Raw genomic sequence first — 25,433 nt, forward strand, 5'->3', positions numbered from 1 at the left:
CCTACTTGATGGCGACCCGCACCTTGACGGCGCCGTCGGCGTCGACGTCGGCGAGGGCCTGGGAGATCAGGGCGGAGATATCGATCCGCGGTGCGGCCGAGACGATCGCGTCGAGCAGCGGGCGCAGGATCGGCGCCAGCGAACTCAGCTCCGGCTGCAACTCACGCAGCGCGGCGACGGTCCTCTCGGTGAACGGGGCGATCCCGTTGCCGGTGGTGTACTGGTCGATCGGCTCGCTGTCGACCATGCTGCCCACGTGCGTGACCAGGTTGCTCACCGCCTCGGCGAACTTGGTCCACTCGGGCGCGGCGGCGCTGAACGACGGGCCGACCCAGTCCATATTGGTCGCCGTGTTCTGCAGGCTGTTGAGCAGCGAGACGATCTGCGGGTTGCGGCTCATGATGGCCGCGGCGAGCAGGTCGCCGGAGCGGGCCAGGTTGGGGATCGCGCCGTCGGTGCCGACCAGCGACTGCTCCGCGGTGCTCACCAGCGAGCCGACGATGTTCGGGTCGAGCTGGTTCAGCGTCGCGGTGGCCAGCCGGGCGACCTCCGGAATCGACAGCGGCGTACGCACATTCGCCGTCTTGAGTTGCTGACCGTCCCGAATGTACGGTCCGCCTTCGGAATTCGGCCGGAACTCGACGTACGGCTCGCCGAGCGCGGAGAGGTGTTCGATGGTGACCATGCTGTCGGTGGGCACCTGCCGGTCGGCGACCAGCTTCAGGCCGACCTCGACGCCGGCGATGCTGTTGGTCACCGAGTTGACCCGGCCCACCTCGATGCCGGTGAGCAGCACCGGCGAACCGACCGCCAGCCCACCGGAATTGGCCAGCACCATGGTGGCGTGGGTGTAGTCGCGCAGCGGATCGACCCGTACCACGCCGAAGGTCAGATATCCCGCGCCGAGCACGATGATGGCGGCGATGCCGCCGAGCGAGGCGAGCGAACCGAGCTTCATCGGACGACTCCGATCATGCGTAGCGTCTGGATGATCCGGTCGGTCTGGTCCTGCACCGGCACCGCCGCGCCGTCGGTTTTCACCCCGACGATGTTCACCTTGGGGCCGCGCTCGGCGAACGGGATGATCTTGTCGCGGATCAGCGAGACCAGGGTTTGCAGGTTCGACGGCTGACTCAGATCCAGCGGCCGGGCCGAGGCCAGCAGCGGCAGGAACGCCTGCACGGTGCCGTCGGCACTGGTCAGCAGCGGGCCGAGCCAGGTGAGCGAGGTGCCGATCGGGCCGAGCGCGTCGAAGATCTTGGTGACGCCGATGATGGACGGCGCGATGCCGTTCATCTGATCGACCGACTCCTGGGTCAGCAGCTGCGCGAGTTCGGGCCGGATCTCGTGCAGCACATTGGAATTGCGGTCGATGCCGTCGAGCAGCGAGTCCAGCTTGTCCAGGTGATTGCCCAGATCGACCGCGTCGTCGGCCATGGTCTTGCCGATCTGCGCGGTCCGGCCGACATCCTGGGGCAGCACGTCGTTGAGCTGCTGGATGGTGTCCTGCACCTGCTGGATCGCGCCGCCCTGGGTGAAAGTGGCCAGCGCGGACATCGTGTCTTCCAGCTGCACCGGGGGTTTCGTCTGCGACAGCGGGATGGTGCCGTCCGCGGGCAGCAGCTTGTCGAAGCCGTTCGTCGGGGTGAGCAGGGCGAGGTGGATGTCGCCGAGCACGGTGTTCTGCCGCAGTTCGGCGCGGGTGGCGGCGGGCAGCCGCACCGACTTCGAGATGCGGGCCTCGACCACGACGTAGCCGCCGCGGCCGCCGGCCTTGGCCGAATCCACCACCGCCACATCGGAAACCGTGCCGACCTGAGCGCCGTTGGCCATGATCTTGGCCCGCGCGGGCAGATTCAGCACGTTCTGGAACTGGATCTTGATGTTGTAGGTGGCGCCGGAGACCTCGGCGCCGGGCACCGGCACCGACGACGGGTCGAACGCGCAGCCGGCGGCGGGCAGCACGGCCACCATGACCGCCGCGACGCCCGCGGTGAAACGCGCACCGCGCCGGTGGCTTTCGGGGCGCTGGAAGGAGACGGTCAACCGTCCCGCGTCGTCTCGCTGAATCCTCATCGCGCACCTGCCATTCCGAACACCAGGTCCGCCATGTCGATCTTCGCCACGCCGCCGTCCGCGGTGCAGCGCCCCGGCGTCACCAGGTTCACCGCCGCGCAGGCCTCCTGCGGGATCGCGACCTTCGGTGGGGTGTAGGCGATCCCGTTGCCCACCGCGCGGAACGCGTCGGTCAGCACCGGCATCATCGAGACGACCTGGGCCAGCGAACCGACCCGGGCGCGCAGGAACTTCACCAGCGGCACGGTGAAATCGAGGGTCTTCATGATCGGATCACCGAACGCGGTGGTCAGGTCGTTGAGCACCGGAAGCAGTTGGGCCAGACCGTCGATCACGTCCGCGCCCGGCACCAGCAGGTCCTCCCTGGCCGTGACGAGCACCGGGGCCAACCGGGTGAACATGGATTCGATGTCGCCCCAATGCTCTTCGACCTTCTTGCCGACCGAGGAGAACGCGTCGAAGACGCCGACCAGGTGGCCGATGTCCGCGTCCGGCGAGGCCATCGCGCCGCTGAGCTGCTTGATGATCTCGTTGATCTGCGGACCCGTGCCCGCGGTGGCCGCGTTCAACTGGGACAGCCCGTTGGCCAGCGCGTTGGGCGTCTTGGAGTCCGGGCCGGAGATCTCCGCGGACAGCTGGGCGACCGCGTTCAGCGTCTCGGTGACGCTCTTCGGCGTCATGGTCTTGGTGATGCACTGCGACGAGTTCCAGCGCGCGGTGTTCTTGCCGGTCGTCACGACGGCCAGCTGGCGCGCCGCGACGATGCTGTTGGCCAGCGTGGTCGCGCCCGCGTCGGCGTACACCGGCTTGTCCGCCTCGACGGCGAACTCGACCTTCACCGCTTTGCCCTGCGGGGCAATGGAAGTCACCGTGCCGACCGGAATGCCGCGCATGGTCACCTGATTGCCGACGTAGAGCCCGACGGTGTCCGGCATGATCGCGCAATAGCTCTCGGTCTGCTTCAGCGGATCGAAGACGATGAAGTAGCCGACGACCACCAGCACGATCGCGACGACCGCGCCCGAGACCGACATGAACGCCCGGGATCCGAGGACCTTGTGCAGCATCAGCAATCCCTCCCCGGCACCGGGACACACACGCGCGCAAGCGCGTTCGGGGGTGCGGTAATGGTCTGGCCGGACTGGTCGATCCGCACGCCGTCGTCCGGGATGGCCAGGTTCGACAGCTTCTGCTGAATGTCGCGCACCGAACCGACGACCGGATCGAGCCGGCCCAGCAGCTCCTCCATCCGCGGCACCGCGTCGAAGAGCGGCTGCAACTTCGGCTTGATCTCCGCGTAGGTGGGCGCGATGGCGGCGGCCTTGCTGATCACCGCGCGCAGCAGCCGGATGCCCTCGGCCAGCTCGGCGCGCTTGTCCAGCACCAGGTCCTCCAGGAGGTTGGTGGCCTGCACCAGCCGGCCGAGCGAGCTCTTCGCGCCGTCGTACATGGTGACGTATTCGTCGGCGTTGGCGATCGCCTTGGAGATCATCACGTGCTGGCGGTTGAGGTCGTCGACGAAACTGTTGAGGCTGTCCAGCGTGGTGCGCAAGGTGTCGGGAGCCTGCGCGACCGAGGTGCCGAGCGCGGCGAGGTTGCGCCGCAAGGTATCTCCGTCGATCTTGCGCAGCGGCTCGGCCGCGTCCTGGAAGGTCTGCACCAGGCTGTACGGCAGGCGCACCCGATCGGCCGGAATGTGCTTGTCCCCCAACGGCTTGGCGCCGGAGGGGAACAACGCGACGTAGTTGCCGCCGACGATGGTGAGCATGCGCACGTCCAGCGTGGACTGGTCGCCGACGAACACCGAGGAGTCCACGGTGAACCGCATGATCACCCGATCCGGTTTCAGCTCCAGCGATTTCACCGTGCCGACGCTCACCCCGGCGACCCGGATGTCGTCACCGGACTGCACCGACTGGGCCTCCGACAGCTCGGCAGTGTAGGTCTTCTTGCCGAACGGGACGACGTAGAGCACGCCGGCCGCGATCGCCAGGATCGCCACCAGCACCACGCCGACGATGCCGAGCCGGATCTCGCGCCGCTTGCGCTCCGGCTCGCCGATCACCTTGCGGTCGGCGAACATCTTGGTCAACCAGCGCATATCGCCACCTGCTGTCCTGCGATCAGTACGCCGAATACCTGCGGCACGTCGGCCTGCCCCTTGGTGCACTGCGGCTTCCAGCCCGCCACCGCGGATTTCGGGATGGCGGCGTCGAAGCCGGCCAGCAGCCCGGGCAGCTTGTCGAACACCTCCAGGGCCTGCTGGGGATCGGGAAAGATCTTCTGGATCAACGCGTTCACGTCGTCGGGGCCCTGCAGGCCGAGCGCGTTGAACAGGTTGTCCAGCGGCCCGAGCACCGACGGCGCGGCCGCGGCGAACTGCGCCAGGCCGGTCATATTCGATTGCAGGCCGGAGATGACGTCGGCCAGCCGGGCCAGGATCGGCACCATGTAGTGGATCTTGCCGCTGGCCGTGTCGTGCAGGTCGGACAGGTTCTGCAGCACCGCGTCGATCACCGTCTGCCGGTCCTTGACGTGCGCCGCGAGCTTGTCGATCGCCTCCAGCGCGGGCCCGATGCCGTTGCCGTCGCCCTCGATCAGCGCGACCATGCTGGCGCTGAACTGGTTGATCTCCTCCGGGGAGATGGTGGCCAGCACCGGCTTCAGGCCGTTGAACATGCTGGTCACGTCGAACGAGGGCACCGTGTGGTCGGTGCCGACGGTCGCGCCGGCGGGGATGCGCTTGCCGGGCTGCGGCTGCTGTTGCAGGTCTATGTAGCGCTGACCGGTGAGGTTCTGATAGCGGATGGCCAGCTTCGAATTGTCGTAGATCGGCGCATCGGTCTTGAGCGACAACCGGACTCGCGCCTGCGTGCCGTCCAGTGCGACGCCGTCGACCTTGCCGACCTGCACGCCGTACATGCGCACGTCGTCGCCGACCTTGAGGCCGTTGGCGTCGGTGAACAGCGCGGCGTGCTGCTCGGTCGGTCCGGAGACCGGCCGCTTGATCGCGGTGCAGACGATGAACAGCACGCCGATCATCACGGCGGCGAACAGGGCCAGGCGCCATCCGGCGGAGCGTACGTTCATCGGACACCGCCCAGCAGCGGCGCGAGCACCGGCATCCCGCTCACATCGACCTCGGCGTTCAGCACCGGCCCGTCCGGCGTATCCGCCATGGCCGCGCGCAGCCGGCGCAGCAGTTCGGTGAGGTCGGCGCCGGACTGGCGCGGTTGCGGCACCATCTGGGCGAGCAGCGCCAGCACCGGGCCGAGTTGGTCGGTGAGCCCGGAGAGGTCGCCGCCGAGCGCGCCGCCGAGATTCGCGATGCCGGGCAGCAGCCGTTCGGTGTGCATCCGCACGCCGGCATCGAAGGCGTCCCGATTGCTTTGCAGCCGTGGGATATTCCGCAGGATGTAGACCATCAGCTCGTTCGCGCCGGCGAAATCACCCGCGCCGTAGAACGCCGGGCCGAGCCGGCCGGCCAGCTCCGAGGGCGGCATCCGCTGGTTGTCGGTGACGATCTGGGCCACCTGGATGATCGACTGGGCCAGCGGGGTGAACGCCTTCATGTCGTGCGAGACCTGGCTGATCACCGTGGCCATCTGCGGGGTGAGCACCGAGTCGCCGGTCTGCGACAGGCTGCGCAGCATGCTGCCCATGGTGGCGTCGAACACCGCGTCGGTGTGGCTGCCGGTCAGGTCGATCACGCTGTCGTCGCGCAGCGCGGATCCGCCGGAGCCGCGGCGCAGGCCGATCTCGCTGATGCCGAACAGGTTCGCCGGCGCATAGTCGACCTTCATGCTGTCGTCCAGGCCGTGCAGTTGAGCCTGGTTGAGCCGCAAGGTGATTCGCTGCGTGCCGCGTTCGTCGGGGGCGATCGCGGCGACCGTGCCCACCTGGACGCCGTCGACCCGCACCGGCGTGCCCTCCAGCACGCCGTCACCGATCTGTTCGGTGTGCAGGGTGATCTGTAACCCGTTGTCGGAACGGAACTCTCGATAGATCAGGCTGGCCGCCAGGACGGCGACGATCACGCCGACCGCGACCACCCCGACCAGCCGGGTCTGCCGCTTGTCGATGGCCACTCCGGGCATTCCGTACTTCGGCATCGCCATTACCCCGTAAAGCTGATCGTCGCGTTGAAGCCCCACAGCACGATGGTGAGGACCATGTCGATGGCCACGATCGCCACCGACGAGGCGCGCACCGCGCGGCCGGAGGCAATGCCGACACCCTCGGGCCCGCCGGTGGCGAAGAAGCCGTAGTAGCTGTGGATGAGGATCACCACGGTGGCGAAGATGGCCACCTTGATCACCGCGGCGACCACGTCGAACCCGGACACGAACTGGAAGAAGTAGTGGTCGTAGACGCCCGCGGATTGGCCGTGCACCAGCGTGATCAGCCCGCGGCAGGACAGGTAGGCCAGGATCAGCCCGATCAGGAAGGTCGGCACGATCGAGATCGCGCCGGCGATCACCCGGGTGGTCACCACGAACGGCACCGAGCGCAGGCCCATGGCCTCGAGCGCGTCGATCTCCTCGGAGATGCGCATGGAACCGATCTCCGCGGTGATCCGGCAGCCGGCCTGCGCGGCGAAGCCGATGGCCGCGGCGATCGGCGCGAGCTCACGGGTGGTCGCGTAGGCGGACACGATGCCGGTGACCGGGCCCATGCCGAGCATGTTCAGCATGGTGAACGATTCGACGGCCACCGAGGCACCCATGACCAGGCCGAGCACGATCATCATCGGCACGGTGCCGCCGCCGACGATGACCGAGCCGCGGCCCCAGGTCATGTCGGAGATGATGCGCAACGTCTCGTCGCGATAGTGCTTGAGCGTCGACGGGATCGAGGACAGCACCTGCCAGACGAAGGCCAGCACGAAGCCGAGCGATTCGAAGCGCGCGAGGAGCAGGCCGCGCCGGTGATAGAAGCGGGCGATCCAGCCCAGTCCCCTGGGCGCGTAACTGGAGGCAGCCACGTCACACCAGCCTGGTCGGCAGGAACATCTCGACCACCTGGGTGACGCCCAGGTTGACGATGGCGATCGATACGACCGACAGCACCACGGCCGCGTTCACCGCGTCGGCGACCCCGCGCGGTCCGCCCTTCGCCTCCAGCCCGCGCTGGCAGGCGATGACCACCACGAGGAAGCCGAACAGCGCCGCCTTGAGCAGCGAGACCCACACGTCGGCGACGGTGGTGAAGGAGCCGAAGGTGGCCCAGTAGCTGCCGGGGGTGACGTTCTGGCCGCCGACAGCGACCGCGTAACCCGCGACGATGCCGACGAAGATGATGAGGATGTTCAGCAGCGGCGCGACCAGGATCATCGCGACCAGCCGCGGAATCACCAGGCGCGGGATCGGACTGATGCCCATCGTGTTGAGCGCGTCGATCTCTTCCCGGATGGTGCGCGCGCCTAGATCGGCGGCAATGGCGGCGGCACCCGCGCCACCCAGCAGGAATCCGGTGGCCAGCGGAGCGCCCTGTTTGATCACGCCCAGGCCGCCGGTCGCGCCGAGCAGCGAATCCGCGCCGAGGGTGTGGATGAGATTGCCGACCTGAATGGAGACGATGACGCCGAACGGGATCGCGATGAGGATCGCGGGGATCGCCGTGGCGGTCACCAGGCGCCACGCCTGCGTCGTCGCCTCGCGCCACTGGAACTGCCCGCGGGCGATCCCGGTGACCGTGCCGGTCACCGATTCGCGCGCGATGTCCACGGCCCGGCCGAACGTCCGCAAGGACGAGACGACCGTGTCGGAGAAGTTCTTGCGGACGATACGAACGGCAGTAGCGCTCGAGCGAGCCCGGGTCACAGGCGCCACGCGTGGCCCCGGCCAGGCCGGTGTGTCTCAGGTTTCACAATCGCTCTCTCCATGATGGGCGTCACTGCCACCAAGAAGCTATCGGTGACAATCGGTAACAGTAAAGCTGATCACGGTGTGATCATCGCCTCCTATTCGATTGCCCGCGACTAGCCGAAAGCGCTGGTCAAAACGTCCGAATGGAAGCAGTTCGGCGTTCTGCAACAAGTTATCAGCGCATTTTGCTAATCAATATGACTCGCATCACGTCGGCCGGTTAACTCTGAGCAAGATCGCGGTGTCATTGCGATGCGGACCAAATCAGCGAAAAAGACAAGGTAGACGCGATATCGCGACACGCCGGTGCACGCTGGGACAACAGTCAGCACACCGAAAGGGCGTGACCCCGGTCACTCGATCCCGAATTTCGATTCTCAGCCGTGAGCTGAATCACGCTCCACTACGGACTGGCTGCCAGGAAAACAAAAGCGGAGAACAGTGCCAAATGCACCCCGCCCTGCAAAAGCGTCGCCCGACCGGGGACAACCGTGAGCACGCCGACCACGATCGTGAGTGCGAGCAACACCATTTGGGTGGCGCCGAGCCCGAGTTCCAGCGGACCGTCCAGCCAAATGGTCGCCACCGCGATCGCCGGAATGGTCAGGCCGATGCTGGCCATCGCCGAGCCGAGCGCGAGATTGAGGCTGATCTGCACCTGATCGCGACGCGCGGCCCGCACCGCGGCGAGGGTCTCGGGCAGCAGCACGAGCAATGCGATCACCACGCCGACCGCGGACGGCGGCAGCCCGGCGTCGGCGACGGCCGACTCGATCGACGGCGAGACCACCTTGGCCAGCCCGACCACGCAAACCAGCGCGATGAACAGCATGGCCAGGCTGAGCAGCGCGGCCCGGCTGGTCGGCGATTCGCTGTGCTCGTCGTCGTCGGTGACCACGCCGTTGCCCTCGACCGGCAGGAAGTCGTCCGGATGCCGGACCGTCTGGACCATCACGAACAGCCCGTAGAGCGCCAGCGAGGCGACCGCGGCGAAGGCCAGCTGCCCGGCGGAGAACTCCGGCCCGGACTGGCTGGTGGTGAAGGTCGGCAGCACCAGGCTGAGCGTGGCCAGCGTCGCGACCGTGGCCAGCGCCGCGCCGGTGCCCTCGGCGTTGAACACCGCCACCCGTCTGCGCAGCGCGCCGACCAGCAGGGACAGACCGAAGATGCCGTTGCAGGTGATCATCACGGCGGCGAAGACGGTGTCCCGGGCCAGCGACGCGGCCTTGTCCCCGCCGGAGATCATCAGCGTGACGATCAGCGCCACCTCGATGATGGTCACCGCGACCGCGAGCACCAGCGACCCGAACGGCTCGCCGACCCGGTGCGCGACCACCTCCGCGTGATAGACCGCCGCGAGCACCGCACCGATCAAGGCCGCGGCCACCGCGACGACGGCCACCCCGGACAGACTTCGGCCCCAGGTGGCGGCCAGCGCGAGGGCGGCAAGAATAGGAATGAACACGGTCCAGCGGTCGGTCAACACACGGATCATGTGTTCCATCGTTGCAGCTAACCCTCCGCATCCTGGTCAGAGCGGTGCAGCGGGGCGATTTGCCCGATTTCCCGGCCGCGCCGCGGCGGCCGGGAGCACGCGAATCAGCGCTCGGTGGCGTTGCCCCGGATACCGGTGAGCCGGATCGCGATCGCCACCCGGTCCTTCGCGTCCGGCGGTACCACCGGGCCGTTGCCGTAGCGCTCGGACAGGCTCGAGTAGAGCGCGCCCTCGGGGTCGGCATCGATGTGGTCGAGCTCGCCGCGGACCTCGAGGTAGCGGTACGGGTTGTCCGGGTCGTAGATCGAGATGGAGACCCGCGGCTCGTGCGCGAGATTCTTGAACTTCTGCCGGTAGTTGGTGTGGGTGAACCAGATGAACTCCCCGTCCCACACGAACCACATCGGGTTCACCTGCGGGGCCCCGTCCGGCCTGGTCGTGCCGAGGCTCGCGTAGACGGGCCGTTCCAGCAGGTCCCGCGCCTTCTCGGGAATCTCGATTGTCATGCACCCTCCAGTCGATGTATTTCAGCAACCGGCCCCTACTGACAGGGGCAGATAACTGGCTACCGAGCCGATACCCTGGTTCGGCCTTGATCGAGACGAACAACAGCGGGGGCGCATGTCATACCCACCCGGCCAATATCCCGGGCAGCAGCCTTACGACCCGAACGCGCACAATGCGCGCGAGGGTGAGCAGCAGGCGCCCGGCAATCCGCGCTCGGATCCGACGATGCTCAATCCGATGGGCCGGCAGGGGCATCAACCGCCCCCGGACCCGACTCAGCTGAACCCGTTGAGCCAGCCCGATCCGGCCTATCAACCCGTGCCGCCGTCTGATCCGACCGTGTTCAATCCGCTGAGTCAGCCGGATCCGGCGTATCAGCAGGGACAACCCTACGACCCGTACGCGCAGCAGCAGCAGGTTTCGCAGTACCCGTCGGTGCCGCAGTATCAGCAGCAACCGATGTATCAGCAACCGCCGCAGCAGTATCCGCCGCAGCAGGGTGGCTTCCCGCCGGGTCCGCCCCCGCCGGGATATCCACCGCAGTACGGGCCCGGCCCATCCGGGTCCGGCGGCGGCGGTGGCGGAAAGGTGCTCGCCGCAATCGGTTCGATCCTGCTCACCGTGCTGGTGATCGCCGGGATCATCGGGCTGAAGGTGTGGAAGAACAACGCCAAGCACCACCGCGACGACGCGGGCGCGACCACCACGACCAGCCTCGCCATCTCCACCAGCGCGGCCGGCGCGCCGACCACTCCCCGGTCCACCGCCAAGGTCCCGCCGATCACCCCCGCGCCCACGACCCCGCCCAAGCCCGCGACCGTGTGGATCGCGGCGGCCTATAACGAGGCGAGCAACGAAGTGCATTGGGCCAGAAGCTCGCTCGGCCAGGATGCCGCCGTCGGCCAGGCCCAGGCCGCGTGCGGGTTCTCCTGCCAGGAACCCATCTGGTCGAAGGACGCCTGCGTCGCGTTCGCCTTCGGCCGCAACAACGGCTGGGCCTCCGCCTGGGGTCTCACCATTCCCGAGGCGCAGAACAAGGCTCAGGCCAGGGCGCAGAACGACTTCAGCGTCCAGGGCCCGTTCGAGTTCTGGTCGAAGTGCGCGACGGAGTAGTCCTCGGCTAGACGTCCAGGTCGATGCGGACGGTGAGCAGGTCGGTGCCGACCAGCTGCACCACCGCGCTGTTGCCGCGCGGGAGTTCGCGCAGCCGGGCGCGCGCGTCGTCCTCGGGCAGCAGGTGTGCGGTGCCCGCGTGCCAGGCGCCGTGCAGACGCAGTCGAACGCGGTTGTTCGCCTTGATGTTGCGGATGTATTGAGAGCGGTCGCCGAACTCGGAGACGAGCCAGAACTCGTTGCCGACCTTGCGCCCGCCGATCGGGGTGATGCGCGGCTGTCCGCTCACCCGGCCGACGGTCTCCAGCAACTGCTGGGCGGGCACCTTGCGCTGCAACGGATTGACGACCCGGCGCTGCACTGTGGTCACCAGTCGGTGCTGAATATCGCGCTTGCTCGGCATGGGGCCGACCGTAGCACCGGCTTGGGCAGTGTGCCGCACGACGTGCGCGAATTGCCGACACAATGCCGAAAGCGCTTTTGGCACAGTGCAACAGCCGAATACGGACGCGGTGGGCAATCCGACGAATTGGTGTGAATAGCAGTGTTTCAGTGTGATGCACGTCATAAAGTCCGTGCCCTGCAATAACTCTGAACACACCAGGACCACTCATGCATGATTCATCCCTGCATTCGCGCGGCCTAGTTCTCGCCGCGACCGCCGCGGCACTGTCCCTGATCGGCTCCGGCCTGATCGCCGCCGCCCCCGCGCACGCCGCGGGGGCGATCAATTTCGCGCCGAAGGTGGATTCACCGTCCGGCGGCCAATTTCCGTCGTGGGGACCCGGCCCGTCTCCGATCGGCACCGTCACCGCCGACTTCAACGGCGACGGCAAGGCCGATGTCGTCGCGGCCGATTTCCAAGGGGCGGGCCCGATTCTGATGACCGGCAAGGGGGACGGCCGGTTCAACACCGGAACCAGAGTGGGCGACGTCGGGATCGGCTTCGGCGCGGTCGGCGTCGGCGACCTGAACGGCGACGGCAAGCCGGATGTCGTCGCGCAGGCGTGGACGACGATCGCGACCTTCGTGAACAACGGCGACGGTACGTTCCGCGCGGCCGAGAAGTACACGACTCTCGAAGGCGCACAACAGGAAGTGATCGTCGCGGACGCCAACGGCGATGGCAAGGCCGACGTGCTCAGTCTGGCCCCGGCCGGCGTGCAGACCTGGCTCGGCAAGGGCGACGGCACCCTGGACGCCGGGCCGACCAGCCTGATCCCCGGGGTGGCCGCCGCGTTCACGGTCGGAAAGTTCAACTCGGACAACAAGATCGACATCGCGGTGAACAACGATGTGCTGCAACAGGTGCACGTCTTCACCGGCAACGGCGACGGCAGCTTCACCCGGCGCGGGGCGAGCACATCCGGCCTGATCACCGAGGACGTGCGCGCGGGCGACTTCGACGGCGACGGCATCGACGACGTGATCACCGCCGACTCGTTCTCCTTCAGCACCACGCTGCTGTTGTCCGACGGGAACGGCGGATTCAAGAAGACCGACCGGGTGGCCGTCTCCGGCCTCGGCCCGACCAGCATCGCCGCCGCCGACTTCAACAAGGACGGCAAGCTGGACGCCGCGATGTCGGCGGTGCTGAACTCCAGGATCGTCGTCTTCACCGGCAATGGTGGAACCATCACCAAGACCGGCGATTTCGGCGTCACCTCGCAGCCGCAGACGCCGGCCATCGCCGACTACGACGGCGACGGCAAGCTGGATGTCGTGGTGGCGGGCAGCGCGAACGCGGTGTCGTTCTTGAAGAACATTTCCTGAGCGCGGTCAGCAGACCGAGGTCAGGGTGACGTTGTCGTCGAAGGGCAGGAAGCCGTCGACCAGGGCGGTGACCTGCAAGCTGTGCACGATGATCTCGCCGCCGTGGTTGTCCAGGAAGGCGACGTCGGAGGCGTCGCGGCCGGTGGCGATCCGGACCAGCGTCGAGCGCGGCGCGAGCCCGGTGGCGTCGAGGGCCCGCCAGGCGCCGTCCACATAGGCCTCGGCGACCGCGTGGAAATCCATCGGTGAACAGCCCGGCGCGTACACCGACACCACTCGCGCGGGCACCTTCACCGCGCGCAACAGGGCCACGACCAGATGCGCGAAGTCGCGGCACACACCGGCACCGGACAGCAGCGTCTCCACCGCACCGTCGATGGGGTCGCTGCTGCCGGCCACGTACCGGATCCGTCGGCCGACCCACTGCGCGACCTGCACCGCGAGCTGCGCATCCGGTGTGCCGGACGGGAATTCGGTGGCGGCGAAGCCGAGCAGCTTGTCCGACTCGGCGAATCGGCTGGGGCGCAGATACAGTGCGCGGTCGTAGTCGGAGCCGGCATCCGGAATCGCGGTGCCGAGCACGGTCGCGCGATAGTGCGCGCGCAAAGTGCCTGGGCCGACCGAGAATTTGTGAATACGGGTGCCGTGCGGGCCGAGGATCTCCCACGGCGTGATCGCCCAGCCGTCGAGCTCGAACACCAGCGACTCGTTCAGTTCCAGATTCGGCTGCCGGGCAACGGCGATCTGGAATTCGAGCGTGGTCGGCGCGGTGATCGCCACCTCGAGCTGAGCTGAGACATCGCGCTTCACGCCACAATCCTGTCAGTCGCGGTCAAGTGCCCTTCCTATTTTCGGCCAGACCGCATCGAGTTGGCATCATCTGCACCGTCAATTCATGTCCAGGAGGGGATAAATGTGCCCGGCCGCCCGGATATGGGCGAGAATTTGCGCGTGCGCACCCAGTTCACCCGCGAGCTCGTCGCGTTGACCAATGATTTGACGCTGATGTGCCGGCTCACCCACGACGCGGCCGAGCGGGTGACCGACGCACTCGTCGGCGCCGACCTCACCGCCACCTACGAGGTGTTCGCCCTGGACGAGCAATTGCAGAAGATGTACGGCGCGTGCGAGGCACGGACGGTGGTGCTGCTCGCGTTGCAGGCGCCGGTGGCCCGCGATCTACGGCACGTGGTCACCGCCATTCAGATCGCGACCGAGTTGTCCCGGATCGGCGGGCTGGTCAGCCGGGTCGCCGATCAGGTGTACCAAAGCCATCCGGGACATGTTGCGCCGCAATCCATTCTGGACATCCTCGCGGAGATGGGCCGGCTCGCCGCGACGCGCACCGCGCTCAGCGGCGAGGCCGTCGCGACGGGTCATCAGGAACCGCCCGGGGAACACGATCCCGGACTGCACGCGATGGAACTGCTGCACAAGCAACTGCATTCGGCCCTCGCCGCGCCCGCGTCGGACCAGCCGGCCACCGCCGCGATCAATGTCGCGCTGCTGGCCAATCATCTGGAGCGCTGCGTCGACCACACCGCGCGCATCGATCGGCTGATCCGGTTCCTGGACACCGGCGTTCCCCCGACCGCTCAGCCGGCCGACAGTGCGTGAGGGCTAGCCGGCGCGGGCGATCGTGTAGAGCTCGCGCGCGGGCCCGGTCAGCCGCTGCCCGGTCGGCCATACGGCGCGCAACGTGCGTTCCAGTTCGAGGTCGGTGACCTTGGGGGAAACCAGTGTGCCGGCGGCGATTTCGGCGGCGACAGCCAGTGAGCTGAGCACCGCCGGGCCGACGTCGGACGCGGCGGCGGTCTTGATCGCGGTGGTGGAGGACAGCTCCAAGGCGACCTCGGGTTTCCAGCCGGTGAGCTTGCGCGAGACCGCGTGCTCGAACCAGTTTCGGGTGCCAGAGCCGGTTTCCCGTTGGATCAGCGGAGTTTCGGCCAGTTCGGTGAGGGTCACCGAGCCGCGACGAGCCCACCGGTGCGTCGGAGCCACGACGACGATCAGGTGATCGTGCGCGACGACGTGCGACTGGAGTCCGCGGAAGTTCTGCGGGCCTTCGATGAAACCGATCGCCGCCTTGTTGTCGAGCACCTCCTTGGCCACCTCGACCGAGTTGCCGGACTCCAGCGCGATGGCCGTGCCCGGCGCGGTGGCGCGCAGTTTCATGAGCCACGCCGGGAAGAGATACTCGGCGATCGTCTGGCTCGCCGCGACGCGCAGGTGCGAGTCGCGCTCGGCGCGCAAGGTGTCGATGCCTGCGTCGAGTTGCTCCGCCGCCCGGACCACGCCGCGGGCCCACTCCGCGATCAGCGAACCGGCGCGGGTCGGCCGGGAGCCGAGCGTGGTGCGCTCCAGCACCGGCATGCCGACCAGCTTCTCCAGATAGCTGATCCGGGACGACGCGGACGGCTGGCTGATGCCGTGCGCGGCCGCCGCACGACCGAGGCTGCCCAATTCGATCACCGTAAGCAGCAGGTCGAGCGCGGCCAGGTCGGGGACACGGGGCGACAGAGGCATAGAACGAGTCTATGCATGCATAGGCACGTGCCCGCTACCCGACGCGACGACCTGCGACGACGCTGAAGACATGACCGCCACCGTGACCTTCCGCCCCGCCTCGCCGCGGCGCGTGGTCGGCGAGCTCGACCATCGTGCCGACCGCCGCCCCGGCTCCCTGCGCCAACTCGGCCCGAACTGGTTCGCCGCCGTGATGGGCACCGGCATCGTCGCCACCGCGGCGGCCACCCTGCCGATGCAGTTCCCCGGGTTGCGCGGCGCCGCGACCGTCGTATGGGCCTTGGCCGCCGCGCTGCTGGTGGCCCTGAGCGGCGCGTGGCTCGCGCACCGGGTGCGTTTTCCCGATACCGCCCGTGATCACCGCAACCACCCGGTGATGTCACAGTTCTTCGGCGCTCCCCCGATGGCGTTGCTGACCGTCGGCGGCGGAACCCTGCTGCTCGGCGCCGACGTGATCGGCCTGCCGGCCGCCGTGGCCGTCGACTGGGTGCTGTGGACCGCCGGCACCGTCCTCGGCCTGCTGACCGCGGGCGCCATCCCCTACCGGATGTTCACCAGGCACCGGGCCGAGGCCGATGCCGCCTTCGGTGGCTGGCTGATGCCCGTTGTGCCGCCGATGGTTTCGGCCGCGATGGGCGCGCTGCTCGTCCCGCACACTCCCGCGGGCCAGTTGCGCTTGACCATGATCCTGTTCTGCGTGGCCATGTTCGGCCTCAGCCTGCTCGCCGCGCTGGTCACCATCACCATGATCTGGTCCCGCCTGGTGCATCACGGCACCCCCCAGGCAGGCATGGTGCCGACCCTGTGGATCGTGCTCGGCCCGCTCGGCCAATCGATCACCGCCGCCGGACTTCTCGCCAACGCCGCACCGTTCGCCCTGCCCGACCTGTACGCCAAGGGCTTCCTGGTCTTCTCGGTGATCTACGGCATCGCCGCCTGGGGCTTCGCCATGCTGTGGCTGACCCTGGCACTGGCCGTCACCGTAAAGACCTACCGCGCAGGCGAATTGACCTTCAACCTGACCTGGTGGGGCTTCACCTTCCCGCTCGGCACCTGCGTCACCGGCAGCACCGTGCTCTACACCCACACCGGCGCAAACCTGTTCGCCGCCACCGCCGTTGCCCTGTATCTGCTGCTGGTCGCCGCCTGGTCGGTGGTGGCAGGCGGCACCGCCCGCGGCGTGTTCAGCGGCGACTTGCTCCGTCCCGCGACAGGTTAATCCAGCAGCGGGAAGCGACCGGAATGCAGCAGACCCGCGATGACGTCCATCTTCGCTTGCGGCGCAGCGTAATCCGGGTGAGCGCGCAGGACGGCGGCCGCGTCGTGTAGCCGGGCCATCTGCTGCTCGGCCTGCACGACGGTGCGGCCGCCGGGGGTGATCGGGTGGCGGGCGAAGCCGGGTGTGCGCGCATCGACGCGACCGAGGGCGACGGCCTTGTCCACGCGGCGCGAGCAGCGGCAGAAGGCCTCGGGGTTGGCCAGGCCGCAGGTGGCGGTGAGGAAGTCGCCGAGGCGTTTCTTGGCGCGCTCCAGGCGCTTTCGGTAAGCGGCGGGGGTGATGCCGAGGATCCAGGCGGCATCGGTGGAGTTGAGTTCGAAGACGTCGCCGAGGACGAAGGCGACCCGCTCGTCGCGGGCCAGGCATTGCAGCATGGCCTGCGAGCAGGTCAGCCGGACCTCCGCGGTGAGCAGGGTCGCCTCCGGGCCGCGGTAGTCCGCTTCCGCGAGCCCGTCGGCCAGGCCGTCGCGGTAGGCGTCGAGGCTCAGCTCGGCCGCTTCCTGCGGCGTCTGGCGTTTCAGGTTCAGCAGATAGTTGACGCCGATGCGGTAGGCCCAGGTCAGCAGCTTCGCCTCGGCGCGCCAGGTGGCGAGGTTGCCGAGGACGCGGAGCAGGATCTCCTGGGTCGCGTCCTCGGCCTCGGCGGGGCGCCACACCATGCGCAGGGCGAGCCGGTACAGCGGATCTTGCAGCAGGCGTACTACATCGGCGATCGCGTCGCGCTCCCCGGCAACGGCACGCCCGACCAGCGCCTGCTCCTCGGCCGGCGCGCCGGTGTGTGCCTCCGTGCTCATCCCGCCATCCTTCGGCCGGTGGGCGGTGCGGCGCAAGCCGAATTGTCAGTAGTCCTTCAGCGTGAGGAACTCCGGGTCGGCCTCCGGCGGGTTGGCGGCCATGGCGTCGAACACCTCCTGCGGGGGCGGCTCGGCGAACAGCATGCCGACTACTTCGACGGCGCCTTCCTGATTGGTTTTCACGTACTCGCGCAGCTGATTTTCGTAGGCGGCGAACGCGGCGTCGTGATCGCCTGCGGCAGTGGCCAATTCGCCTGCCAGGAGGTACGCCCCGATCAGCGCCTGGGAGGTCCCGCGGCCGGACAGCGGCGAGGCGCACGCGCAGGCGTCGCCGAGCAGCACCACCCGCCCTGCCGACCAGGCGTCCATCACGACCTGGCTGATCGGGGTGAAGTACAGGTCCGACGATGCCGCCAGATCGTCCAGCAGGCGCGGGATCACCCAGCCGTCTCCGGCGAAGTGTTCCGCGATGATCCGCTTCTGCTCCGCGACGTCGCCTCGGTCGTAGTCGAGCGGGTCCGAGCCGAAGTACAGCGACGCGCGGGCCTCGGCGTTGTCCCTGGTGCTGAACACATTCGCGGTCCGGCCGCCGGCCAGCTGGCAGCCCCGGCCCTCGTAGTCGAGGCCGAGGAAGTTGTCGGTGGAGAAGATCGCGTTGTAGACGCCGAGGTGGTGGATGTAGTCCGCGTGGTCGCCGAAGGCCAGGGCGCGGACCTTCGAGTACAGCCCGTCCGCGCCGACCACCAGGTCGAACCGGCGCGGCTCGCCGCGTTCGAAGCTGACCAGAACGCCGTCGGCGTCCTCGTCGAGGGCGGTGATCGAGTTGTCGAAGAGGTACTCGGTCGTGTCCTTCGTCAGCGCGTAGAGGACATCGGTGAGGTCGCTCTTGAGCACCTCCAGCTCACCGGCGAAGATCGCCGCGGGCATGGTCACCACGTGGCGGCCGTCGGGGTCGACCACCTCGCTGTCGCGAATCGTGGTGCTGTACTTGCGGATCTCGTCGAGGATGCCCATCCGGTCGAGCACCGTCATGGCCTCGCCGCGGAAGTCGACCGCGTAGCCGCCGGGGCGCGGTGCTGCCGCCCGCTCGACGACGGTCGGGGTGAAGCCGTGCCGGCGCAGCCAGTACGCCAGCGCCGGGCCCGCGACTCCGGCGCCGGAAATCAGGATGTTCGTGTTCTTCATGGCGTTCCCACTTCTCTGCACATTCGAGCTGTCGAGGTACAACGTACATGCCGATGTGTACGTTGTACAGACCGTACTAGTGCAGATATTGCGAGATGATTAGCTAACATCAGTCATATGCGTACTAGTACAGCTGGCTCGGCGGACGCCACTCCGCCCTACCTGCGCATCGCCGCGGAGATCCAGGAACGGATCAGCTCGGGCGAACTGCGGGCCGGCGATCGCGTGCCCTCCGCCCGGCAGATCACCAAGGAGTGGGGCGTCGCCATCGCCACCGCGACGAAGGTGCTGGCCGTGCTGCGCCAGGCGGGCGCGGCGAAGGCGGTGCCGGGCGTCGGCACCGTGGTGGACAGCTCGCAGGCCGCTCCCGCGCGCGAGCCCGACACCGAGCTGACCGCGGCGTCGATCGTGCGCGCGGGCATGGCGATCGCCGATGCGGAAGGCTTGCCCGCGCTGTCGATGCGCCGGGTCGCCGCCGAACTCGGCGTGCCGACGATGTCGCTGTATCGCCATGTGGGCAGCAAGGATCAGCTGGTGCTGCTGATGGCGGACGAGGCCTTCGGCGAGGCCGAACTGCCCGACCCGCCGCCCGCGGGTTGGCGAGCGCGCCTGGAAGTGCTGGCCCGCCTGCAATGGGCGATGTACCACCGGCATCCGTGGGTGGTCGCCGCGCTCTGGGTGAATCAGCCGAAGCCGGCGCCGAAGTTGCTGGCGCACACCGAATGGGCCGTGCGCGCGTTCGACGAGCTCGGCCTCGATCCGGACGCCATGATGTACGCGCACGTCTCGCTGTACAGCTACGTGCGCGGGATCGCGGTGAACCTCGAACTGGAGGCCGGGATCCGGCGGGCGGGTACGCCGATGGAACCGTGGGACGTGCTCGAGCCGGAGTACGAGCAGTTCCTGACCAGCGGCCGCTATCCAACACTGGCAAGCCTGAACGAGCGCAACGACTTCCAGTTCGACATCGACAAGCTCTTCGATTTCGGCCTGCACCGGCTGCTGGACGGGTTCGCCGCCTTCATCGCGCCGGGTGCGGGACCGGGGTAGCCCGGTCCCGCTCACCGATCGTCAGGAGATCGCGGCCGCCACGTCGACCAGCGCGTGCCTGCGCACCCAGTCGGCCACCGCGGCGCCGATCTCGTCCGGCCGATCCTCGGGCGCGTGATGCCCGGCCGGACCGATCGACGCGACTTCGGCGCTCGCGAAAGTCGTTGCGGCCCAGTCGATCACCTCCGGCGAACCGAGTCCGACGCCGTTCTCCAGTCCCATCACCAGCTTCGGCACCTCCGGCGATCGGGCCGCCCAGTTCCCGTAGTTGTCCACGATCGCCACCACATCGGCGGGTTCGCCGTCGAGCGGGAACTCGCGCGGCCACACCAGCATCGGCTTGCGCGACTCCGGCGTCGGGTACGGCGCGCGGTACACGTCGCGATCCTCGGGCGACAGGTTCGCCACGCCCCTGGGCAGGTTGAACTCGATGAACATATTCTCCTCCAGCACCATTCGCTCCCCCTCCGCGCTGCGGAACTTGCGGAACAGCTCGGCGCCGAGCGGCGGCAGTTCGTCCCAGCGCATCGGCCGCAGGAAGGTCTCGATCAGCGCGATGCCGCGCACCCGGCCCGGATGGCGTGCGGCCCAGTCCATACCGAGCGCGCCGCCCCAGTCGTGGCCGACGATCACCACCTGATCCAATTCCAGCGCGTCGAACCACGCGTCGAGGTAGCGGGCGTGATCGACGAGCCGGTAGCCGCTGTCCGGCTTGCCGGACTCGCCCATGCCGACGAGATCGGGTGCCAGCGCCCGGGTTTGGCCGGTGACGTGCGGAATCACGTTGCGCCACAGGTGCGAGGACGTGGGGTTGCCGTGCAGGAACACCACCGGCACCGCACCGGTGCCCGCATCGCGGTAGTAGATGAACGAGTCGAGGACGTCGACGGTTGCCATGATCTATCCTTCCGAGGTCCGGCTTGCTTGCCTTCACTCGGTTTGGACACGGGATATCTCCGCACTGTGACCGTCCGCGGAAGTGACCCTCGTCACCGCTTCGACCGCTCTCCCGCGCGCTGCACAAATCCCGCAACTGACCGGCACATCCGTAAGAATCCAGTAGATATAACTACCAGTCTGAAATGAACCTGAGAAAACTCCCGAATCAGACATATCGACTTGCCAAGATCGAAGCCGGTTATCTACTGTCTCAATACGTAGCAACGAGCAAGATTCGGGACGGAGCGAAGCGGTGCAGGAGCGAGAGGCGAATTCCCAGTCGTGGGTAGCACTCTCAGCCGGCCCCGATCGAATCCCGATCTGCCCCTAGTCATCACGAGCGAGCACGCCCGGCGCGGCTCGACATCTCGGGTCCTCCCTCATCGGCCCTGTGGTGTCGGCGCGTGCGGTAACGGACTGGACAACCAGCCGCACCACCGCGCGACGGACGATCTCCCTCGTGATCAGCCACCCTCGAGTCGGCGCCGGCACGGCGACTCGAGGGTGGTTTCATATCAAGCCCCCTTGGCTGTGCGGAACGTCATAGCCCACAATCACTTCCGCGACCTCGCCCTCCGGATACGTTGGCGCCCGTTATAGTTCAGGGTGGTTGGCGTTAGGAAGCTCGATGAAGTTCACAGTTCAGCGGCTCGCTCTGATAGGGCTGGCCATCGCGACATTCATCGGAGTGTCCTACTACTACGTGAACCGAGTCGAATCCCCCAAGGCGAATGCCGGCTGCGGCACCGCGCAGGTCTGCGCCAACGCACCGGCCAGCATGCCCAGCCGGGACGCGCTCGCCCTGCTCGACACGATCCGAGTCGCCGGGCGCGCGGCCAAAACCGGTTACACCCGTGAGCAATTCGGCACCGCCTGGACCGACGACGTGTCGGTCCCCGGTGGCCACAACAAGTGCGACACCCGCAACGACATCCTGCAACGCGACCTGACCGAGGTCACGTTCAAGGACAACAGCCGCTGCGTCGTCGCCACCGGCACGCTCAACGATCCGTACACCGGCAAGACGATCAAGTTCGTCCGCGGTCCAAAGACCTCCGACGATGTGCAGATCGACCACATCATCCCGCTGTCGGACGCCTGGCAGAAAGGCGCGCAACAGCTTTCCGCCGAGCGGCGCCAGGACCTGGCCAACGATCCGCTGAACCTGCAGGCCGTGGACGGTCCGACCAACCAGTCCAAGAGCGACTCCGACGCCGCCACCTGGCTGCCGCCGAGCAAGGTTTACTGGTGCGCCTACCTGACCAGGCAGATCCAGGTCAAAGCGGCCTACCAGCTCTGGGTGACCCAGGCCGAGAAGGACGCCATGACACGGGAACTCACCACCTGCCCCTGATTCACGGCATGGTCACGACGACCTTGCCGAACGGGTTGTCGTCACGGAAGTAGCGGTAGGCCTGCACCGCCTCATCGAACGGGAACACTCGATCGATGAGCGGCCGCATCCGGTGTTCGGTGATCGTCCGGTTCATCGCCTCGAAGTCGGTGCGGCTGCCGACGGCGATCCGGCGGATCGATACGTACTGCGTGCCGAACACGTCCGCGACCGACTCCACCACCGGCGTCCGTGCGGCGCCGATCATGGTGACCTGTGTGTTATATCCGCCGGAGCGAACGGATTTCGACAGGGTCGGCAGGCCGACGGCGTCGACCACATGCTCGACGCCGAGGCCGCCGGTCAGGTCCTGCACCGCCCGATCCCAGTCCGGCGTCTCGGTCGAGACGATCACCTCGTCCGCGCCGAGCTTGCGCAACCCGTCGGCCTTGCCCGGGCTGGAGGTTACGGAAAAGACCCGCGCGCCCAGCATTTTCGCGTGTTGCACAGCGAACAGGGCGACCGCTCCGCTACCGACGGTCAGCACCGTCTCGCCGGGCGCGACCGGCACCGGCTTCGTGAGTGCCGCCCACGCAACGACTCCCGCGCAGGTCAGCGTCGCCGCCTCCACGTCGGTCAGGTGCGCGGGCACGTGCACCACCGAATCCTGCTCGACCACCGCGTAAGTGGCGAGCATGCCGTCGAAGTTGGCGCCGTACTGCTCGGCCGCCATGGCCAGCCGCTGCGGGCCGTCGACCCACCGGACGAAGTAGCCGGCGGTGACCCGATCGCCGAGCGCGGCCCGGGTCACGTTGCCGCCGACGGCGATCACCTCGCCGACGCCATCGGAGAGCGGGACGATGCCCGGCGTGGCGGGCAGCGGATAGACGCCGTCCATCAGCATCAGGTCGCGGCGATTGATCGAGGCCGCGCGCACCCGGATCACCACCTGATCCGGACCAGGCTCGGGAATTTCTTGCGCCGCGGTGCTCAGGCCGTCGAGGCCGCGCAGCGGATCCAGGTGGTAGGCAACGCCATTCATCGGACACCCACGATGTACTGGTGGTCGGACACGATCCGGCCCTCGTCGTCGAGGCCGATGACCTCGAAGCCGCCGCCGGCCACCGTGCCGTCGGCCTTGGCCACCATCGTCCAGCTCACGCCGATCAGCCCGGCGGGCAACCGGATCGCCGCGTCCTCGACCGCGAATTCGTATTCGCCCGACTCGATGAACATCGCGTAGGCCCGGGTCACCCTGCGGTCCAACGCATCATGGCCGCGAACCTCCAGCGGCGGCATCGGGAATTGCAGCTGCTCCGCTGCCTCGCGCATCTCCACCGGCGGGTCCACCAGCGTCTGCGCACCGGTCGGCGCCCACAGTTCCCGGATCGCCTTGCTGCGCGCCGCCGGGTCGGCCTCGTTCCACTGCGCCGCGTACTGCTCGGCGAAGCGGGCCAGTTCGTTGTCGTTCAGTTGCTTGCTCATGACCCAAAGTTTTGCGATCCCGGCGATTCCGCGCGATTCCCGGCAGGGAATAGCCGAACCGCGTCCCACCTGCTTGCTCATACCCTGCACGGAATCGCCCTCCATCGCAGGTCAGATAAGAATGGGAACATGACGACGGCGATAGAGGCACCGGGGTTCGCCCGTGAGCTCAAGCACTGGCGGACCCTGCGTCGGGTCAGTCAGCTGGATCTGGCGATCCGGGCGGACACCACGCAGCGGCATCTGAGTTTCCTGGAACAGGGGCGGTCGCGACCGGGGCGCACCATGGTGGTGCGGCTGGCGGAGTCGCTGGATCTGTCGCTGCGAGAGCGCAACGATCTGCTGCTGGCCGCCGGTTACGCGCCCGCCTTCCCCGAATCCGACTTGGATGCACCGGAATTGGGCCCGGTGCGGGAGGCGCTGACCACGATTCTCGACGGCCACCTGCCCTACCCGGCGATCGTGGTGAAGCCGCGCGGCGTGCTGCTCGCCGCCAATGCCGCTTTCTCGGTGCTGACCGAGGGCGCCGCGCCCGAGCTGCTGAAGTCGCCGATCAACGTATTGCGCCTCGCGCTGCATCCAGATGGGCTGGCGCGCAGGGTGATCAACCTGCCCGAGTGGGGCAAGCACGTGACCGAGGCCCTGCGCGGACGGATGTCGCGCAGCCCCGATCCGGCGCTCGCCGAGCTGATCACCGAGCTGGAAAGCTATCTCCCGCAAGCGGACCCGGGCCCCGATCACCTCGGGTTCGCGGTGCCGTTGCGGCTGCGCAGCGACGACGGAGAGCTACGGCTGATCACCACTCTGACCTCGTTCGCAACGGCCACCGACATCACCCTCGCCGAGCTGCATCTCGAGGCGTTCCTGCCCGCCGACGCCCAGACCGCGGAAATCCTGCGCAAACGCGCGGCGCGCGACTGACCGACCACGAAACGCCGCGGAGGTCCGCCGCAACCTGGATCAGCGCCGTCCCGCGCGGCCTCTCCCCCGGCCCGCATTTCCCCATCTGACGCACACCTCCTGATTTCCCGCACATCGATTCGCATGCGATTGCGTGTGCGGGAAATCAGGGGGTGTGCGGCTACCAGGTTCGTGCGGCGGTGCGTAGGCGGGCGTGGACCAGGTCTACGTGAGGGCGGGTGTCGGTGCCTGCGCGGCGGACGAGAAAGCCGGTGTTGATCGGTGGGTCGGGTGGGTCGAGCAGGGTGACCAAGGTGCCTGAATCGAGTTGGGCTGCACAGAGATAGCGTGGGAGCACGCTGATGCCCGCGCCCGCGACGACCGCGCCGGCTACCGCGCGCAGGTCCGCGACGATGACGGCCGCTTCGCCGGTCAGTCGGATCCCGAAGACGTGCCGCCAGTACCGGCGCAGAATCGGCAGGTCGGGGGCATAGCTGACGAGCGGCAGGGTGGACAGCGCGGCCGGGCCCTCGGTGCGCAGCCGTGCGGTATCGATCCGTCCGGCCACGGCGGGCGCGGCGACCAGCACGAATTCCTCGTCCGACAAGGCCTCCGCGATCACCGTCCGCCCGCGCGGGCGCACGGTCGACAGCACCAGGTCGTAGTGTCCCGCCCGCAGTCCGGTCAGCAGGTCCTCCGAGAGCCCGGAACTCACGGTCAGCCGGACACCGTGCACGATCAGCGGGGCGAGCGCCGGAAGCGCCTGTATCGCAAGCAGTTCCGCGGGACCGGCCAACCGGACCGGCGGCTGCGGGTCGTCACTGTCGGTAATCGACCGTCCGGCAACGGCACTCAACGCGTCCAGCGGCTCGGCGATCCGCGCGGCCAATTCGGCGGCGGCCGCGGTCGGCGCCACCCCACGCGGCAGCCGCTCGAACAACCGCTGCCCGAGCCGCTTCTCCAACGCCTGCAACTGCGCGGTCACCGTCGGTTGCGACAACCCGATCAGCCGCGCACCGCCGGTGATCGACCCCGCCCGATGCACGGCCAAAAAAGTGCGCAACTGATTCAGATCCAAACTGCCATCAGAATCCCTATCGCTCACCCCACA

At 68.0% G+C, this 25,433-nt stretch carries 26 protein-coding genes; 7 read left to right on the forward strand and 19 right to left on the reverse strand.

The window, feature by feature from the left end; genetic code table 11:
• Position 1: 1 nt before the first annotated feature.
• From F3087_RS20460 to F3087_RS20505, 10 genes are all read right to left on the reverse strand, one after another.
• Complete coding sequence (locus F3087_RS20460) at positions 2-958, reverse strand: MlaD family protein (RefSeq protein ID WP_150403597.1); 957 nt, start codon at positions 956-958, stop codon at positions 2-4.
• Complete coding sequence (locus tag F3087_RS20465) at positions 955-2,076, reverse strand: MlaD family protein (protein WP_150403598.1); 1,122 nt, start codon at positions 2,074-2,076, stop codon at positions 955-957. The genes F3087_RS20460 and F3087_RS20465 overlap by 4 nt, the downstream gene beginning before the upstream one ends.
• Positions 2,073-3,143, reverse strand: coding sequence for an MlaD family protein (locus F3087_RS20470; RefSeq protein WP_191094070.1), 1,071 nt, complete (start codon positions 3,141-3,143; stop codon positions 2,073-2,075). Before F3087_RS20470 ends, F3087_RS20465 begins: the two co-directional genes overlap by 4 nt.
• Complete coding sequence (locus F3087_RS20475; protein ID WP_150403600.1) at positions 3,143-4,177, reverse strand: MlaD family protein; 1,035 nt, start codon at positions 4,175-4,177, stop codon at positions 3,143-3,145. Before F3087_RS20475 ends, F3087_RS20470 begins: the two co-directional genes overlap by 1 nt.
• On the reverse strand, positions 4,165-5,166 hold the full coding sequence (locus tag F3087_RS20480; protein WP_150403601.1) for an MlaD family protein: 1,002 nt from the start codon (positions 5,164-5,166) through the stop codon (positions 4,165-4,167). The genes F3087_RS20475 and F3087_RS20480 overlap by 13 nt, the downstream gene beginning before the upstream one ends.
• The gene (locus F3087_RS20485; RefSeq protein ID WP_223885224.1) at positions 5,163-6,230 is read right to left on the reverse strand and encodes an MlaD family protein; all 1,068 of its coding nucleotides are present in this window, start codon (positions 6,228-6,230) and stop codon (positions 5,163-5,165) included. Before F3087_RS20485 ends, F3087_RS20480 begins: the two co-directional genes overlap by 4 nt.
• The gene (locus tag F3087_RS20490; RefSeq protein ID WP_150403602.1) at positions 6,194-7,060 is read right to left on the reverse strand and encodes an ABC transporter permease; all 867 of its coding nucleotides are present in this window, start codon (positions 7,058-7,060) and stop codon (positions 6,194-6,196) included. The genes F3087_RS20485 and F3087_RS20490 overlap by 37 nt, the downstream gene beginning before the upstream one ends.
• A 1-nt stretch (position 7,061) precedes the next feature.
• Positions 7,062-7,907 carry an ABC transporter permease gene (locus F3087_RS20495; RefSeq protein ID WP_150403603.1) on the reverse strand — a complete coding sequence of 282 codons (846 nt, stop codon included), beginning with the start codon at positions 7,905-7,907 and terminating at the stop codon, positions 7,062-7,064.
• 439 nt (positions 7,908-8,346) lie between these two features.
• Positions 8,347-9,438 (reverse strand): calcium:proton antiporter, encoded by a 1,092-nt coding sequence (locus F3087_RS20500; RefSeq protein ID WP_223885225.1) that lies wholly within the window; start codon positions 9,436-9,438, stop codon positions 8,347-8,349.
• Positions 9,439-9,542: 104 nt separating this feature from the next.
• A complete protein-coding gene (locus tag F3087_RS20505) occupies positions 9,543-9,944 on the reverse strand; it encodes a PPOX class F420-dependent oxidoreductase (RefSeq protein ID WP_150403605.1) in 402 nt (133 codons plus the stop codon).
• Positions 9,945-10,059: 115 nt separating this feature from the next.
• Between F3087_RS20505 and F3087_RS46020 the strand changes: the two genes are divergently transcribed.
• A complete protein-coding gene (locus F3087_RS46020; protein ID WP_191094071.1) occupies positions 10,060-11,058 on the forward strand; it encodes a DUF4189 domain-containing protein in 999 nt (332 codons plus the stop codon).
• Positions 11,059-11,065: 7 nt separating this feature from the next.
• Here the strand turns inward: F3087_RS46020 and F3087_RS20520 are convergent, their stop codons facing one another.
• Positions 11,066-11,461, reverse strand: coding sequence for a nitroreductase/quinone reductase family protein (locus tag F3087_RS20520; RefSeq protein WP_150403608.1), 396 nt, complete (start codon positions 11,459-11,461; stop codon positions 11,066-11,068).
• Between the two features lie 209 nt (positions 11,462-11,670).
• On the opposite strand from F3087_RS20520, the gene F3087_RS20525 reads away from it, so the two are divergent.
• Positions 11,671-12,831 (forward strand): FG-GAP repeat domain-containing protein, encoded by a 1,161-nt coding sequence (locus tag F3087_RS20525; protein WP_150403609.1) that lies wholly within the window; start codon positions 11,671-11,673, stop codon positions 12,829-12,831.
• Positions 12,832-12,837: 6 nt separating this feature from the next.
• Here the strand turns inward: F3087_RS20525 and F3087_RS20530 are convergent, their stop codons facing one another.
• Positions 12,838-13,641, reverse strand: coding sequence for a transglutaminase-like domain-containing protein (locus F3087_RS20530; RefSeq protein ID WP_150403610.1), 804 nt, complete (start codon positions 13,639-13,641; stop codon positions 12,838-12,840).
• A gap of 141 nt (positions 13,642-13,782) precedes the next feature.
• Here F3087_RS20530 and F3087_RS20535 point away from each other — a divergent pair, with 141 nt between their 5' ends.
• Complete coding sequence (locus tag F3087_RS20535; RefSeq protein WP_223885226.1) at positions 13,783-14,448, forward strand: phosphate signaling complex PhoU family protein; 666 nt, start codon at positions 13,783-13,785, stop codon at positions 14,446-14,448.
• Positions 14,449-14,451: 3 nt separating this feature from the next.
• Here F3087_RS20535 and F3087_RS20540 read toward each other — a convergent pair whose 3' ends face one another.
• A complete protein-coding gene (locus tag F3087_RS20540; RefSeq protein WP_150403611.1) occupies positions 14,452-15,357 on the reverse strand; it encodes a LysR family transcriptional regulator in 906 nt (301 codons plus the stop codon).
• Positions 15,358-15,427: 70 nt separating this feature from the next.
• Between F3087_RS20540 and F3087_RS20545 the strand changes: the two genes are divergently transcribed.
• A complete protein-coding gene (locus tag F3087_RS20545) occupies positions 15,428-16,576 on the forward strand; it encodes a TDT family transporter (RefSeq protein WP_150403612.1) in 1,149 nt (382 codons plus the stop codon).
• On the opposite strand, the gene F3087_RS20550 is transcribed toward F3087_RS20545, so the two are convergent.
• Both F3087_RS20550 and F3087_RS20555 read right to left on the reverse strand, forming a co-directional pair.
• Positions 16,573-17,430 carry an RNA polymerase sigma factor gene (locus F3087_RS20550; RefSeq protein ID WP_150403613.1) on the reverse strand — a complete coding sequence of 286 codons (858 nt, stop codon included), beginning with the start codon at positions 17,428-17,430 and terminating at the stop codon, positions 16,573-16,575. The two genes, F3087_RS20545 and F3087_RS20550, sit on opposite strands and share 4 nt — an antisense overlap.
• A gap of 45 nt (positions 17,431-17,475) precedes the next feature.
• Positions 17,476-18,615, reverse strand: coding sequence for an FAD-dependent monooxygenase (locus F3087_RS20555; RefSeq protein WP_150403614.1), 1,140 nt, complete (start codon positions 18,613-18,615; stop codon positions 17,476-17,478).
• Between the two features lie 117 nt (positions 18,616-18,732).
• On the opposite strand from F3087_RS20555, the gene F3087_RS20560 reads away from it, so the two are divergent.
• Positions 18,733-19,665, forward strand: a complete 933-nt coding sequence (locus F3087_RS20560) for a TetR/AcrR family transcriptional regulator C-terminal domain-containing protein (protein ID WP_150403615.1) — start codon at positions 18,733-18,735, stop codon at positions 19,663-19,665.
• 21 nt (positions 19,666-19,686) lie between these two features.
• On the opposite strand, the gene F3087_RS20565 is transcribed toward F3087_RS20560, so the two are convergent.
• Positions 19,687-20,562, reverse strand: coding sequence for a haloalkane dehalogenase (locus tag F3087_RS20565; protein ID WP_150403616.1), 876 nt, complete (start codon positions 20,560-20,562; stop codon positions 19,687-19,689).
• A 670-nt stretch (positions 20,563-21,232) separates the two neighbouring features.
• Here F3087_RS20565 and F3087_RS20570 point away from each other — a divergent pair.
• Positions 21,233-21,958: an HNH endonuclease family protein gene (locus F3087_RS20570; protein WP_150403617.1), complete on the forward strand. Its 726-nt coding sequence runs from the start codon at positions 21,233-21,235 to the stop codon at positions 21,956-21,958.
• Position 21,959: 1 nt separating this feature from the next.
• Here F3087_RS20570 and F3087_RS20575 read toward each other — a convergent pair whose 3' ends face one another.
• Both F3087_RS20575 and F3087_RS20580 read right to left on the reverse strand, forming a co-directional pair.
• The gene (locus F3087_RS20575; protein ID WP_191094072.1) at positions 21,960-22,979 is read right to left on the reverse strand and encodes a zinc-dependent alcohol dehydrogenase family protein; all 1,020 of its coding nucleotides are present in this window, start codon (positions 22,977-22,979) and stop codon (positions 21,960-21,962) included.
• Positions 22,976-23,422 carry a hypothetical protein gene (locus F3087_RS20580; protein WP_150403618.1) on the reverse strand — a complete coding sequence of 149 codons (447 nt, stop codon included), beginning with the start codon at positions 23,420-23,422 and terminating at the stop codon, positions 22,976-22,978. Before F3087_RS20580 ends, F3087_RS20575 begins: the two co-directional genes overlap by 4 nt.
• Positions 23,423-23,551: 129 nt before the next feature.
• On the opposite strand from F3087_RS20580, the gene F3087_RS20585 reads away from it, so the two are divergent.
• The gene (locus F3087_RS20585; RefSeq protein WP_150403619.1) at positions 23,552-24,343 is read left to right on the forward strand and encodes a helix-turn-helix domain-containing protein; all 792 of its coding nucleotides are present in this window, start codon (positions 23,552-23,554) and stop codon (positions 24,341-24,343) included.
• A gap of 160 nt (positions 24,344-24,503) precedes the next feature.
• Here F3087_RS20585 and F3087_RS20590 read toward each other — a convergent pair whose 3' ends face one another.
• Entirely contained in the window at positions 24,504-25,427 is a 924-nt protein-coding gene (locus tag F3087_RS20590; RefSeq protein WP_150403620.1) for a LysR family transcriptional regulator, read from the reverse strand.
• Positions 25,428-25,433: the final 6 nt, after the last annotated feature.

The sequence above is a fragment of the Nocardia colli genome, assembly GCF_008704205.1.
GTDB lineage: Bacteria > Actinomycetota > Actinomycetes > Mycobacteriales > Mycobacteriaceae > Nocardia > Nocardia colli.

Bases quoted from the DNA above. Each gene is read 5' to 3' on its own strand.
- F3087_RS20580 (WP_150403618.1), bottom strand. From the start codon at position 23,422: ATGAGCAAGCAACTGAACGACAACGAACTGGCCCGCTTCGCCGAGCAG.
- F3087_RS20565 (WP_150403616.1), bottom strand. From the start codon at position 20,562: ATGGCAACCGTCGACGTCCTCGACTCGTTCATCTACTACCGCGATGCG.
- F3087_RS20525 (WP_150403609.1), top strand. From the start codon at position 11,671: ATGCATGATTCATCCCTGCATTCGCGCGGCCTAGTTCTCGCCGCGACC.
- F3087_RS20540 (WP_150403611.1), bottom strand. From the start codon at position 15,357: ATGCCTCTGTCGCCCCGTGTCCCCGACCTGGCCGCGCTCGACCTGCTG.
- F3087_RS20465 (WP_150403598.1), bottom strand. From the start codon at position 2,076: ATGAGGATTCAGCGAGACGACGCGGGACGGTTGACCGTCTCCTTCCAG.
- F3087_RS20575 (WP_191094072.1), bottom strand. From the start codon at position 22,979: ATGAATGGCGTTGCCTACCACCTGGATCCGCTGCGCGGCCTCGACGGC.
- F3087_RS20585 (WP_150403619.1), top strand. From the start codon at position 23,552: ATGACGACGGCGATAGAGGCACCGGGGTTCGCCCGTGAGCTCAAGCAC.
- F3087_RS20475 (WP_150403600.1), bottom strand. From the start codon at position 4,177: ATGCGCTGGTTGACCAAGATGTTCGCCGACCGCAAGGTGATCGGCGAG.
- F3087_RS20505 (WP_150403605.1), bottom strand. From the start codon at position 9,944: ATGACAATCGAGATTCCCGAGAAGGCGCGGGACCTGCTGGAACGGCCC.
- F3087_RS20570 (WP_150403617.1), top strand. From the start codon at position 21,233: ATGAAGTTCACAGTTCAGCGGCTCGCTCTGATAGGGCTGGCCATCGCG.
- F3087_RS20500 (WP_223885225.1), bottom strand. From the start codon at position 9,438: ATGATCCGTGTGTTGACCGACCGCTGGACCGTGTTCATTCCTATTCTT.
- F3087_RS20520 (WP_150403608.1), bottom strand. From the start codon at position 11,461: ATGCCGAGCAAGCGCGATATTCAGCACCGACTGGTGACCACAGTGCAG.
- F3087_RS20470 (WP_191094070.1), bottom strand. From the start codon at position 3,143: ATGCTGCACAAGGTCCTCGGATCCCGGGCGTTCATGTCGGTCTCGGGC.
- F3087_RS20555 (WP_150403614.1), bottom strand. From the start codon at position 18,615: ATGAAGAACACGAACATCCTGATTTCCGGCGCCGGAGTCGCGGGCCCG.
- F3087_RS20545 (WP_150403612.1), top strand. From the start codon at position 15,428: ATGACCGCCACCGTGACCTTCCGCCCCGCCTCGCCGCGGCGCGTGGTC.
- F3087_RS46020 (WP_191094071.1), top strand. From the start codon at position 10,060: ATGTCATACCCACCCGGCCAATATCCCGGGCAGCAGCCTTACGACCCG.
- F3087_RS20480 (WP_150403601.1), bottom strand. From the start codon at position 5,166: ATGAACGTACGCTCCGCCGGATGGCGCCTGGCCCTGTTCGCCGCCGTG.
- F3087_RS20460 (WP_150403597.1), bottom strand. From the start codon at position 958: ATGAAGCTCGGTTCGCTCGCCTCGCTCGGCGGCATCGCCGCCATCATC.
- F3087_RS20550 (WP_150403613.1), bottom strand. From the start codon at position 17,430: ATGAGCACGGAGGCACACACCGGCGCGCCGGCCGAGGAGCAGGCGCTG.
- F3087_RS20560 (WP_150403615.1), top strand. From the start codon at position 18,733: ATGCGTACTAGTACAGCTGGCTCGGCGGACGCCACTCCGCCCTACCTG.